Annotated in this window: 9 protein-coding genes; 6 read left to right on the top strand and 3 right to left on the bottom strand. The window is 44.1% G+C overall.

The window, feature by feature from the left end; translation table 11 throughout:
• The first annotated feature begins 1 nt into the window (after position 1).
• Positions 2-211, top strand: coding sequence for an MbtH family protein (locus tag NSQ12_RS16995; RefSeq protein WP_029725880.1), 210 nt, complete (start codon positions 2-4; stop codon positions 209-211).
• 43 nt (positions 212-254) lie between these two features.
• Here NSQ12_RS16995 and NSQ12_RS16990 read toward each other — a convergent pair whose 3' ends face one another.
• The 3 genes from NSQ12_RS16990 to adeR form a co-directional block, all read right to left on the bottom strand.
• Entirely contained in the window at positions 255-932 is a 678-nt protein-coding gene (locus NSQ12_RS16990; RefSeq protein ID WP_003228755.1) for a YukJ family protein, read from the bottom strand.
• A 111-nt stretch (positions 933-1043) separates the two neighbouring features.
• Complete coding sequence (gene ald / locus NSQ12_RS16985; protein ID WP_014480718.1) at positions 1044-2180, bottom strand: alanine dehydrogenase; 1137 nt, start codon at positions 2178-2180, stop codon at positions 1044-1046.
• A gap of 101 nt (positions 2181-2281) precedes the next feature.
• Entirely contained in the window at positions 2282-3550 is a 1269-nt protein-coding gene (adeR, locus tag NSQ12_RS16980; RefSeq protein WP_010886604.1) for a sporulation transcriptional activator AdeR, read from the bottom strand.
• Between the two features lie 521 nt (positions 3551-4071).
• Here adeR and NSQ12_RS16975 point away from each other — a divergent pair.
• The 5 genes from NSQ12_RS16975 to esaA all read left to right on the top strand — a co-directional run bounded on the left by NSQ12_RS16975 (position 4072) and on the right by esaA (position 13789).
• Positions 4072-4365 carry a WXG100 family type VII secretion target gene (locus NSQ12_RS16975; RefSeq protein ID WP_003220661.1) on the top strand — a complete coding sequence of 98 codons (294 nt, stop codon included), beginning with the start codon at positions 4072-4074 and terminating at the stop codon, positions 4363-4365.
• 69 nt (positions 4366-4434) lie between these two features.
• Positions 4435-4674, top strand: a complete 240-nt coding sequence (gene yukD, locus NSQ12_RS16970; RefSeq protein WP_003228763.1) for an ESX secretion system protein YukD — start codon at positions 4435-4437, stop codon at positions 4672-4674.
• A gap of 14 nt (positions 4675-4688) precedes the next feature.
• Positions 4689-6044, top strand: a complete 1356-nt coding sequence (gene essB, locus NSQ12_RS16965; protein ID WP_003228765.1) for a type VII secretion protein EssB — start codon at positions 4689-4691, stop codon at positions 6042-6044.
• A gap of 60 nt (positions 6045-6104) precedes the next feature.
• The gene (gene essC / locus NSQ12_RS16960; protein ID WP_339175217.1) at positions 6105-10592 is read left to right on the top strand and encodes a type VII secretion protein EssC; all 4488 of its coding nucleotides are present in this window, start codon (positions 6105-6107) and stop codon (positions 10590-10592) included.
• Positions 10589-13789 (top strand): type VII secretion protein EsaA, encoded by a 3201-nt coding sequence (gene esaA / locus NSQ12_RS16955; RefSeq protein WP_339175215.1) that lies wholly within the window; start codon positions 10589-10591, stop codon positions 13787-13789. Before essC ends, esaA begins: the two co-directional genes overlap by 4 nt.
• The last annotated feature ends 11 nt before the right edge of the window (positions 13790-13800 follow it).

Raw genomic sequence — 13800 nt, 5'->3', positions numbered from 1 at the left:
AATGGCAAATCCTTTTGAAAATGCGGATGGCACATATTTGGTGCTGGTCAATGAAGAAGGCCAATATTCCCTATGGCCGGGTTTTATAGATGTGCCGAGCGGCTGGACAGTCGTTCATGAGGAAAAAGGGCGTGAAGCTTGTTTGGACTATATCCAATCGCATTGGAGCGATATGAGGCCAAACAGCCTAAAGACTGTTGAAAATGTGTAATCGTATCAAAAAGAGACTGCTCGCCGCAGTCTCTTTTTCTATCTTACGCAGACGTTTGGGTATGATCACAATCCCTGACCGGGTTTCCGTTTTCATCGGTACACCAAGATTGGGATAAAAACGCTAAAAACACAGCGGCCCACTGATCTGCAAACTGAATCAGAATACCCCCGTCATGCCAAGAGCCGTTGTCTTTTTTCCAGCGGGTATCCATTGCATTCCCTTGATTCATATGGATATTGTGCATTCCGTTGGTCGGGGTAAAGCCGAATATTTTATCTGCAGCCTGTTCAGGTCCGAATTTTGAACCAAATATATAAACCGGCGCTTTCTCATCTTGTGCTTTCTTCATATAGGTTTCAATAAAATCATTTAAATCATTATCAGGTCCTGTGATTTCATGAGGCAAAGGCTTCATTTCCCGCGGGTCAAACAAATTGCCCCGCACATAATCCAGTGCCACTTCACGGTTTGCTTCATTGATCCTTGTATATCCATACGGCATGTTCGGAAGGATGGTAATTGAGCCCGAATCAAACTGATCGTCAGCCAAATACAATACTTCAGATTCCTCAGAACTGGACATCACATTGATGGCGCACCTGTAATACGTATTCTCTTCACCGAGCATTTTGACTTGGAAATGAGGACTGTCATCATCTGTTTCCCGCTTCATGTCTAAGACTATGCCTTTTAACACGCCATATTGCTGAACAGCCATATGAATCCTCCTTTATGATCAACTTCATAGTCATAATTCGTGAAATGGTCTCTTTTTTCCTTTTAAAAAATAAAAAAGCCTGCAGAAATCTTTCTGCAAGCTCATTGTGAATTAAGCACCCGCCACAGATGATTCATCCTGTAAAGCTTTCTCGGCAGGAACATACTCATAGCCTAGATCTCTTGCTACAGCTTCATAGGTCACGTGTCCGTTTGCGGTGTTTAAACCCGCTCTCAGTGCTGCATTGTCTGCGAGCGCTTTTACTGCCCCTTTGTTCGCGATTTGCAGCGCGTATGGAACAGTAACGTTAGTCAGGGCGATTGTTGATGTACGAGGGACTGCGCCTGGCATGTTCGCTACAGCATAATGCACAACCCCGTGTTTTTCATATGTTGGCTGATCATGTGTTGTGATATGGTCGACAGTTTCGACGATGCCGCCTTGGTCGATCGCTACATCAACAATGACTGAACCGGGTTTCATTTGTTTTACCATTTCCTCAGTGACAAGAGTCGGAGCTTTAGCACCCGGAATTAATACCGCGCAAATGAGGAGATCCGCTTCCGCCACAGCATCAGCGATATTGACCGGATTAGAAATTAACGTTTTAATCTGATGGCCGAAGATGTCATCAAGCTGGCGCAAGCGGTCTGCGTTTAAGTCAATGATCGTCACATCTGCACCGAGGCCGACAGCCATTTTCGCCGCGTTTGTCCCGACAACGCCTCCTCCGATAATTGTTACTTTTCCGCGGGAAACGCCAGGCACCCCGGCAAGCAGAATGCCTTTTCCGCCTTTAGGCTTTTCTAAGAATTGAGCGCCGATTTGTGCTGCCATTCTGCCCGCAACCTCTGACATTGGCGTCAGAAGAGGCAATGTCCGGCCTTCACTGACCGTTTCATATGCGATGGCAGTTACTCCTTTATCCTTCAAGGCCTGTGCAAGCTCAGGCTCAGCTGCTAAATGAAGGTACGTAAACAGCACAAGTCCTTTGCGGAAATAAACATATTCTTCCGGCAGCGGTTCTTTTACCTTCATGACCATTTCGGCGTCCCAGACCTGCTTCGGATCAGCAATGATTTCCGCTCCTGCTGACTCATAGGCTTCATTTTCAAATCCGCTTCCAAGGCCCGCGCCTGTTTCAACCAGCACCCGGTGGCCGTTTGAAATGAGCTGAGAAACGCCCCCGGGTGTTAATGCGACACGGTTTTCATTGTTTTTTATCTCTTTAGGAACCCCTATGATCATATCTGTCTCCTCCTGTATCTGTGATATTTTTAGTGTAGCTTGATATTTTGGAAAATTCTTTGTTTGATTAAGAAAATAAAAAAACATGGATTTGTGAAATTTCACAAATCCATGTGCCGAAGTTTGATATCTAAATAGATGGTGAATTTTTGATTCACATTTTTCAAATCAATTTCAGCGATCTGGCTGATCCGCTTAAGGCGGTAATTCAACGTATTAACGTGTATATTTAACAGCTTAGAAGCGGTATTCACGTTGCTGTCTGCTTCAATAAAGCGCTCTAGTGTTTCTACCATATTTGACTGGTGATCCCGGTCATATTGTTCCAGTTTGGAAAGCGAGTAATTATAATGGCCCGCCTGTTTACGTTTTTCATTTAAGACATCTAAGTATTGATAAATGCCTAACTCAGAAAAGCTGAAAAGATGTTTGGTCTCTTCAGCGAACCGTTCCTTCGTTTTTAAGACGGACAATGCTTCCTGATAGGAGCGGGAGACAAAAGAAATAGAGTTGTATATTCCGCCAAAAGCGATAGAAACGTCTTCTATTTTATACCGCTCCTTCAGCTGTTTTTGCGTACTTAAAGCAAACTGTTTTAAATCTTGAAAAGGATGATCTGTTTTGGGTGAGGTTAATATAATAAGTTCATTGGAATCTACGGTCGCCAGCAGCACGTAAACCTGCTGGGTCGTTTCCTGTAAATATTGCAGCTGCTGTTCGATTTTTTCAGTCAGCTCGCCATTTATGCGGATGATCATAACGGAAAACTCTGAAGGAGCGGCCATTCCAAGCTTATGGAACCCATCCGCCATATCATCCTCCTGATGGATGTGTCCGGTCAGCATTTTCCAGAAAAATTCTTGGCTGCGTTCTTCATTTTTCGTTTTTCTGATTTGAAGTTTGAGAAGCTTGTTTTTCACTGCTTTTGCTGCCATTTGCAATGTCAGCAGATCTTCATCGGACAATGTTTTTTGGATCTCAAGCGCCCATATGAAGCCAAGTACTTGCTTGTTTTTCCAAATCGAAATAGCGACGCGATTGCTCAGCCCGACTTCATCAATTTGCTTGACTCTGATCGGCTGGTCCGTTTTTAAGAGAGCTGGAATTGTCCCATCTTTCCACAACTTGTTAATCACCTTCTCCGGTACCCTTCTGCCAATAATGGTAGACGTCCGGGCAGGGTCTGTGCAGTCGCTGTGTGTACTGTAGGCAAGCAGCTTGTGGTTAACATCCTCTATGGTGATCGGGCACCGCAGAACGTCGCTGATATGATCAGCCACATCTTCAAGTCTGTCAAAACTATATTTAAACGGATCATTCGGCATGGTCATAAATCTCCCTACTTTTCGTGCTTGATTTCTCTTTGACATCTCATCCCCTTCCTTTTATTATGATTGTTGTTGTTTGTGAAAATCAACAACAAAGAACAGAAGCAAAAAAACAATTTCATGAGAGAAACATTCTATATACATTTGGCGGTGTAATCGCCTTTTTGCAGGACAGTTGTATGCCTCATATAATACGACAGCTTATCCTATTAATCTTCTAAGTAAGTCATCGGAGGCGAGACTAATTAAGGAAAGAAAAAATTGAACCTTTCAGAAATGGTGCTGTAGCATCAAATTTTCTGAAAGGTTTTTTTTGGGAGTTGGGGAGTTATTTGGGTCTTTTGGATTATTCGGAGAATGAAGAGAAGATTAAGAAAATAAACCTATTTACTTTACAGTATATGTCATTTTTAAGTGATTCGGGGTAAACCATTGGACTCATTTTGTAAAATTAAAACATATTTGTTTGACTATGCCGAAAAACTGTTTTTATAATAATGACGTTCTAAAAATAAGTGAATTAGCCCATATTTAGGCTGATGGCACAGGAGGTAATGAGGAATATGGCAGGATTAATTCGTGTCACACCCGAAGAGCTAAGAGCGATGGCGAAGCAATACGGCGTTGAAAGCCAAGAAGTATTAAATCAGGTTGATCGTTTAAACCGAATGATCTCTGATTTGAAAAGCATGTGGGAAGGTGCTTCAAGCGAAGCGTTCGCAGATCAATACGAGCAGCTCAAACCTTCATTTATCAAAATGTCAGATTTGCTTCAAGATGTGAATCAGCAGCTTGATCAAACAGCAAATACACTTGAGTCTACTGACCAAGACATCGCAAATCAAATCCGCGGATAACAGTATGAAAGGGAAGGAGCGCCTGATTCAAAAGAAGACGGCGCTCTTTCTATGTAAGGGTGATCCTAAATGTATATTGATATTACAATAGATTTGAAACATTATAACGGCAGTGTCTTTGATCTCAGATTGTCAGATTACCACCCGGTGAAAAAAGTAATTGATATTGCTTGGCAGGCCCAAAGCGTATCTATGCCTCCGCGCGAAGGGCACTGGATCAGAGTGGTGAACAAGGATAAGGTGTTTTCCGGAGAATGCAAGCTGTCTGATTGCGGCATTACAAACGGAGACCGGCTTGAAATATTATGAAAGGATCTGGTTGAATGTCAGGTGAACAAAAATCATATTTAGAAAACCAATTAGAAGCTGTTGCCGAGAAAACAGATGCCGGCTATACATTTACCTTTCAACGGGAAAAAATAAAGCTTCTCGACGGTCTTGAAGCTAATGTGATCAAAGATATAAATCCATTTTTTCATAAAGAAATCGATGTGACGGATGATGAAGTAATCATCACAATCCAACCTCCCTCCTCCTATAAAGCATTCCGCTTCATGAAAGCTAAGGATAAAAAAAGTAAATGGCAGTTTGCCTATCAGCTTGTTCAAGCCGTACAGCAGCACAATCTGTCGAGGCTGAATTTGATTGTCGCTCCTGAAAACATTGTATTCGATAAAGGGCTTACGCCTTATTTTCTCCATTATGGAGTAAAAGAAAGCATTCCTCCTTACGAGCGTGATGAGGAAAGAGTATGGCAGGAGCTGAAAGCGGCAGCGGCTTTGGCAGTTGACGGCGCTTTTGCGTTTGAAGACTACCTGAAATTCAATGAAACGCTGACGTTCTCCGCAGAGGCAAAGGCGATATTAGATGCTGAATCCTATGATGATTTGCTCGAGCTGATTCAAACCCATATTGATGAGCTCGAAGCCAAAGCAAAAACATACATACATATCCCGAGAAAGAAGTGGAACATCCAGCGATATATCGGCCTGGGGCTTATTGTTTTGCTTGTACCGGCACTTATTTATTCGATGTACGCCTTATTTTTCGCGCAGCCAAAGCACCAGGCGATAGTGGACAGCAACCGTGCGTTCTTAAACAAGCAGTACAGTGAAGTCATCAGCACACTGTCCAAGTACGATGCGGAAAGCCTGCCTGAATCGGTGCAGTATCAGCTGGCGACGTCCTATGTTGAGGTCGAAAACCTGGGGAGTGCAAAAACCAAAAATATAGAAAATAATTTAGTTACTCTTCAATCAGACCCTCAGCATTTCTTATATTGGATTGATTATGGTAGAGGAGAATACAAAGAAGCGATCAGTATCGGCCGTAAGCTTGAATACAATGATTATATTTACTTTGCCCTAGCTAAATATAAACAGCAGCTTTTATCTGAGGATACAAATGATGAAGACATACAAAAAGAACTTGACTCAGTAAATAGTGAGCTTGAAAAAGCCCAAAAAGAACGTCAAGAAAATAAACAGTCTAATTCTGAAACATCGTTAGTCGATACAAGCGAAGAACAGACACAAACAGACGAAGAAAAACAAGCAGAAGAGAAAGCGGCAGAAGAAAAAGCCGCAGCCGAGGAAAAAGCGAAAAAAGAAGAACAGAAGAAAAAAGAAGACGAGAAAAAAGAAACAGAAAAGAAAGATGAGAAAAAAGATGACAAATAACGTGAGACATGAAGCGCAGGTCATCGCATGCTGCCATTCGGCCGTAAGGGGGTTCGCCATTTGAGTCTATTATGGGTTTTTTACCAAAATAACGTTCAAAAATTAAATCTGTCTAACCTCCCGTCGTCTCATCCGGTGACCATAGGGCCTGATGTGAAGGATTCTGTTACGATCAGCACCATTCCATTTAATAGCGGCGTGGTTTCTCTTAAAAGAAAGGAATCCGGCGGCCAATACGAAGTTTTCCTGGGAAATGATTGTCTCGGCACGATTGAGACGGATATATCATTTACTCTCCAAACGGATCAGCAGGATATACGCTTGATATTGACAGGCAGTGAACCTGAGAAATCCGTTTATTTTACGGGAAATCGGGATGAAATTGTATGTTCCTCAAAAAAAACGAATGCAGATATTTATCTGAATCCGCAAGACTTTGCATTTGCAGAACAAAGCACGTTTTCTTTGCTTCGTTCAGGCGGCAGCTGGTCGGTCCGCCCTGAAAACGGGTCTATCTTCTTGAACGGAGAGAAAATCAACGCCAATACGCCGCTTAAGCCGGGGGACGAAATATTCTGGAACTTCACGCAAATGAGGGTGACGGAACAAGACCTTTTAGAAATTGTTCATTATGCCCAGTTTGAAACAGCGTTAACAGAAACGGTCAAACCGAGTACAGAGATGCAGAAAAAATATCCGCAGTACAGAAGAACGCCGCGGATGGTATACGATCTGCCGGATGACCGCGTTTCTTTCAGTTTTCCCTCTCAGGAGAGCGATCAAACCAACAGAGGGCTGTGGCTCGTCATCCTGCCTCCGCTTGTGATGCTGATCGTGATGGGCGTAGTTGCCATCATCCAGCCGCGCGGCATATTTATACTCGTTTCTTTGGCGATGTTTATGATGACTCTCATTACCTCGACAGTGCAATATTTCCGGGATAAAAACCAGCGGAAAAAACGCGAGGAAAAACGGGAGCGTGTATATAAGCTTTACTTAGACAATAAGCGGAAAGAGCTTCAGGCACTTGCTGAAAAGCAAAAGCAGGTTCTTGAATTTCACTTTCCTTCATTTGAACAAATGAAATACTTAACAAGTGAAATCAGTGACCGGATCTGGGAAAAATCACTTGAAAGCAAGGATTATCTCCAGCTGCGGCTTGGGACGGGAACAGTTCCGTCAAGCTATGAAATCAATATGAGCGGCGGAGACTTGGCGAATCGTGATATCGATGACCTCATGGAGAAATCGCAGCACATGCAACGCGTCTATAAAGATATCCGTAATGCGCCGGTGACGGTCGATTTGGCAGAAGGTCCGATGGGGCTTGTCGGTAAATCACAAATTGTGAAAAATGAGATTCACCAGCTAATCGGACAGCTGTCGTTCTTTAACAGCTATCACGATTTGCGTTTTGTATTTATTTTTCATGAAGAAGAGTATAAAGACTGGGAGTGGATGAAGTGGCTTCCGCAATTTCAAATGCCCCATATTTATGCAAAAGGATTTATTTATAATGAGCAAACGCGAGATCAGCTCCTGTCTTCACTTTACGAATTGATCAGAGAGCGTGATCTCGAAGATGACAAAGAAAAACTGCAGTTCAAACCGCATTTTGTATTTGTCATCACGAATCAGCAGCTGATCTCTGAGCATGTCATTCTCGAATATTTAGAAGGACAGCATGAGCATCTGGGCATCTCGACAATTGTCGCGGCGGAAACAAAGGAAAGCTTGTCGGAAAACATTACAACTCTTGTCCGCTACATCAATGAGCATGAAGGCGACATTTTAATACAAAAGAAAAAAGCGGTAAGAATTCCGTTCCGTCTCGATCATCATCAGCGTGAGGACAACGAACGGTTTTCACGCACACTGCGGACGCTGAACCACCAGGTCGGCATTACGAATTCCATTCCGGAAACGGTATCGTTCCTGGAGCTTTTTCATGCGAAGGAAGTAAAAGAAATCGGCATTCAGCAAAGATGGCTGACAAGTGAATCGTCGAAGTCGCTGTCAGTGCCGATCGGCTATAAAGGGAAAGATGACATTGTGTATCTGAACCTTCACGAAAAAGCACACGGTCCGCACGGCTTGCTTGCGGGGACAACGGGATCAGGGAAAAGTGAATTTCTCCAGACCTACATCTTGTCACTTGCAGTGCATTTTCATCCGCATGAAGCGGCTTTCTTACTAATTGACTATAAAGGCGGAGGAATGGCGCAGCCGTTCCGCAACATTCCCCACCTCCTCGGCACGATCACAAATATTGAAGGAAGCAAAAACTTCAGTATGCGTGCGCTTGCTTCCATTAAAAGCGAGCTGAAAAAAAGGCAGCGCCTGTTTGACCAGTATCAAGTCAATCACATCAATGACTATACAAAGCTATACAAGCAAGGGAAAGCAGAAGTGGCGATGCCTCACTTGTTCTTAATTTCTGATGAGTTTGCCGAGCTGAAAAGCGAGGAGCCTGATTTTATCAGGGAGCTTGTCAGTGCCGCGCGTATCGGACGAAGCCTCGGCGTTCATTTGATTTTGGCGACACAGAAGCCAGGCGGCATCATCGACGACCAGATCTGGAGTAACTCGCGCTTTAAAGTAGCGCTCAAGGTCCAGGATGCCACCGACAGTAAAGAAATTTTGAAAAACAGCGATGCCGCAAACATTACCGTAACAGGCCGCGGCTATTTGCAGGTCGGAAACAATGAAGTGTATGAGCTGTTCCAATCTGCATGGAGCGGGGCGCCTTACTTAGAGGAAGTCTACGGTACCGAGGATGAAATCGCGATCGTTACAGATACGGGTCTGATCCCGCTTTCTGAGGTTGATACCGAAGATAACGCGAAAAAAGACGTTCAAACCGAAATCGAAGCTGTAGTTGACGAAATTGAACGCATCCAAGATGAAATGGGAATCGAGAAGCTGCCAAGCCCTTGGCTGCCGCCGCTTGCGGAACGTATTCCGCGCACTCTTTTCCCTTCAAACGAAAAAGACCATTTCCACTTTGCGTATGTAGATGAACCTGATCTGCAAAGACAGGCGCCAATTGCTTATAAGATGATGGAAGATGGAAATATCGGCATCTTCGGCTCTTCGGGCTACGGAAAATCGATTACAGCCGCAACGTTCCTGATGAGTTTTGCGGACGTATACACACCTGAAGAGCTTCATGTCTATATCTTTGATTTCGGAAACGGAACGCTGCTGCCATTAGCGAAGCTCCCGCATACCGCGGATTACTTCCTGATGGACCAGTCAAGAAAAATTGAAAAGTTCATGATTCGCATCAAAGAAGAAATTGACCGCCGTAAACGTTTGTTCCGGGAAAAAGAAATCAGCCACATCAAAATGTACAATGCGCTGAGCGAAGAAGAGCTTCCGTTCATTTTTATCACCATTGACAACTTTGACATTGTCAAGGATGAGATGCATGAGCTTGAATCGGAATTTGTCCAGCTTTCCAGAGACGGACAAAGCTTGGGTATCTACTTTATGCTGACAGCAACGAGGGTGAATGCTGTCCGCCAGTCATTGTTAAATAACTTGAAAACAAAGGTTGTCCATTATCTCATGGATCAATCAGAAGGATATTCCATTTACGGCCGTCCGAAATTCAATCTTGAGCCGATTCCGGGACGCGTCATCATTCAAAAGGAAGAGCTTTATTTCGCGCAAATGTTCCTGCCTGTTGACGCCGATGATGATATCGGCATGTTCAACGAGCTGAAATCAGACGTACAGAAACTTCAAGGGCGATTTGCTTCAATGGAGCAGCCGGCACCGATTCCGATGCTGCCTGAGAGCTTGTCTACGAGAGAATTGTCTATCCGCTTCAAGTTGGAACGCAAGCCTTTATCTGTACCGATCGGGCTTCATGAAGAAACAGTCAGCCCAGTCTATTTTGATTTAGGCAAGCATAAGCACTGCCTGATTTTAGGCCAGACTCAGCGCGGGAAAACAAACGTCTTAAAAGTCATGCTCGAACATCTGATTGATGATGAAACTGAAATGATCGGCCTGTTTGACTCGATTGACCGCGGCTTATCTCATTATGCGAAGGAATCAGATGTTTCATATTTGGAAACGAAAGAAGATATTGAGCAGTGGATTGAAACAGCTGAAGACATTTTCAAAACAAGAGAGGCCATGTATGTAGAAGCCGTCCGCCAAGGAGACGCACAAAATCTGCGATTCTCACAAGTCGTGCTGATGATTGACGGGATAACGAGATTCCAGCAGACGATTGATACGAGAATACAAGATCGTCTCGCTAACTTCATGAAATCATACGCTCATCTTGGGTTCAGCTTTATCCCGGGCGGAAACCACAGCGAATTCTCAAAAGGCTATGACTCCTTGACGACTGAGATGAAGCAAATCCGCCACGCGATTCTGCTGATGAAAAAGTCTGAGCAAAATGTCATTCCTCTCCCGTACCAAAGACAGGAGCCTGAGATTCAGCCGGGCTTCGGATATGTTGTGGAAAACGGGAAGGAGCAAAAAGTTCAAATTCCTTTATGTTCTGCTGAAAGGGAGAGTGCTAGATGACAGAACAACGAAAAAGCTTGATCAAGTTAATATCCGCCGTCATCATCATTTTGCTGCTGCCGGTTTTGTTTTTCCGATTTATCGGAGACGATCCGACGAAAAAAGCAGTCAATTCCACCCGGCAAATCGCGGTGGTGAATGAAGACACAGGCGTATTGAGTGATGAGGTAAAGTCTGATGAAGAGGACAAATCCGCCCAGTTCGGCAAGGAAGTAGCGGCCGTTCTGGGTGAACGTCCTGATTATTCGTGGACGGTCGTAAACCGAAGCGCGGCCGAGACCGGTCTCGCTTCAAAGAAATACGATGCGATTGTCTACATTCCCTCAGACTTCTCAAAAAACATTTTGAGCTATGACAAAGACCATCCTCAAAAAGCAACGCTCGAATTCAGCATTCAAGATAACCTGAACGCGGTTAACAAAGAAAAAGTTCAGCGTGAGCTTGAGGATGCCCAAAAGACAATGAACAAAAAAATGTCGGCCTTATACTGGAATTTTGTTTCACAAAAAGTGGACAACATCAGAGGAGAATTTGACAAGATCGTCAATAAAGAATCTGAATTCCAGAATGTCATGTACAACTTTTACAAACCAAGCTCTAATGATTTAGCAGGTGAAATCAAACAGCAAAAAGACTTAATCGATGAGCTGAAGAAATCAATGAATGAAGCGCAAGGCACGACAAAAGAAAAAGCTTCTACAGCGGAGGAAGCCAAAAATACGCTGAAAGAATTCATTGATACAGTTGAAAGATACAAGGAATATCAAGAAAATCAGAAAAAGCTGCTTTTGGCAGCCCAGGATTCAACACAGCAGCAAATCCGGACAGGTCTGGATGCCATCCAGGCACAGCAAAAGGCGAATCAGTTCAGCGAACGCATGAGCGGATTGGCAACCGGGATCAGCCAAGCGAAGACACAGCTCGGACAAACCAGCAATGTGCTGGCAAACGCCCAGCAAATTAGGGAAGGGCAAGTGTCCCAGCAGGAACTTGGCATGGCAAAAATCCAAAGTAATTTAATCGAACAATATCAGGCCGCATCAAGACAGGCTGCACTAAATCAGGTGTATGAATTGCTTGTCCCGGCACGTCAGGCATTGACAGTTGCGAAAGGGGACGACCCAGTCATAGACGATGGCTCTGACAACAATGATAAAGATAAAGACCCGAAAGAAGAAAATCCTGAAGAACTGAAAATCGATCTTGAAAAACAGCGTGAAGAACTGAAAAATATCGCTGCTGATATTCAGGATATTTCAGATAATCTGAAAGAGCCTGAAAAAGAGGACTCTACTCCAGAGCCGGATACAAATTCCGGAAATAATGATGGAGACGGGACAATTCCAAATGATCAAAATGGTAATTCTGGAGAAGACAATAACAGCAGTGATACCGGTAATGACGGACAAACGGACGGCAATACTCAGGATCAGGACCAGCAGCAGGGAACTGACGGTCAGAAGCAGAACGATGATGCCTCTAATGGCGAGTCGAACAGCGGACATACCGAAACGGGTACATCTGCTGAACAGACTGCTTCATCTGATTCAGCCCTTCAATTGATCCGGCTGGCAAATGAAGACGGAACCGGAGATTCAGGAGACAACGGCGGCACGACTCAGCCTGAAGATGACGGTGAGGTTTCGGATATTGCAAAAGCAAAAGAACAGCTCAGCAAAGCGTCTGAGCGAATCAAACAGATCGAAGAAGAGCTCGAAGAAAAAGAAACGGCTCATAATGAAGAGCTGAAAAAGAAACTAGAAGAACTAAAAGAGCAAATGGATGGTCTCAACGATGAAATAGATGATCTCAAAGGCCAAGTGAAAACGCTCGAAGATAAACTTAAAAAGCTTGAAGCGAAACGCAAGCAAGAACTTGAAGGTATTTATAGAGATATGTATAATGCCATTCAAGAACTTGAAAATAAAGCTCAGCTGCCATTTACCGAAGCAATCTATATAAATAAAGAAAATATAAATGCAGCAATGAGATATTATAAATATCTATCTGTTTATGACTCTGTATTATCCGGCACGATAGACAGCGCTGCGAAAACCAATGCCATTGAAGGCCAGCAGGGCAACGTCAAATCAGTCCTGGCTCTCACACCTGAAGAATCAGCCAGCTGGGAAGCTCTCAAAAACAACACGATGCAAACTGATGAAGATATTAACAGCTTCATCGACGGCATGACCAAATTTGCGGACGACTACAGCGGCTATATCCGTGACTCTCAAGCAGGTGTTCTCGACGAACTGACGAAAATCTCTGAAAGTGCCGCAAAAGCGTCAGAACAGCTTGTAACGGGCGCAACACAGGAATCTGCGACGTTCAGCAACGATGGGCTGTCTGGCACCATGGCACTGAGTGTCCAAGATACGGTCGGCCAGGAAGTGCTGCAAATGTCAGACATGATGGGTTCATTGTCTGATCGCCAGTCAGGCATCATTGATTACACAACCAACATGCAGCAAAGCGTCAATGATGTTCAAGCGAAAGCCGACACCTTAAACAACAACTGGGGGAAAAATGTAGCCTCCACGAAACTCGTGCGAAATGACGTATACGGCATACTCGGAAATACATTAGTAGACGGGCAAAACAATGGCTATGTATATGATTACTTAGCGAATCCGCTTAAAATCAGCGGAGAGGTTCCGGAAGAAAAAATTCAGACGGTACCTCCGGTTGTCATCCTTGTCATTGTGTTGATCAGCAGTCTGTTAATAGGCTATTTCAGCTCGTATTACCAAAACGCACCGCTTCTCGTTAAAGGAGCGTTATTCGGAATTCTGAATATCCTTGTCGGACTTATGATCAGCTTGTTCGGCTTGAATATTTATTCACTGCCGGACGATCAGATGATTAAGTGGTCGGTGTTTACGATTCTATTGCTGGTCGCAAGCTCTGCCTTCATCCGGACGGCATTCAGATTCGGATCAATCCCTGGCTGGGTTGCTTCAGCGGCAATGATTCTATTCTATGTCGCACCGCTTATTGATTTGATCATGCCGAACTTTACATTTGAAGATCCGGTTTCGAAAGTATATATCGACATCCAGTACGGTACTGGGCACTTGTTTACAATGGGAATAACAGTTCTGCTGATCATTACGGTGATTGCCGCGGCTCTGCCGCTGATTATCCGGCTGATGGCTGAACACACAGCAGAAAGCGATGAAACGTATGAAGCGTGATCGCAGCATGG

Origin of the sequence: Bacillus sp. PS95 (assembly GCF_037963565.1) — a bacterium.
Classification (GTDB): Bacteria; Bacillota; Bacilli; order Bacillales; family Bacillaceae; genus Bacillus; species Bacillus subtilis.
Note: the sequence above shows the minus strand (reverse complement) of the source record. Positions and strands in the feature narration are given on the sequence as shown.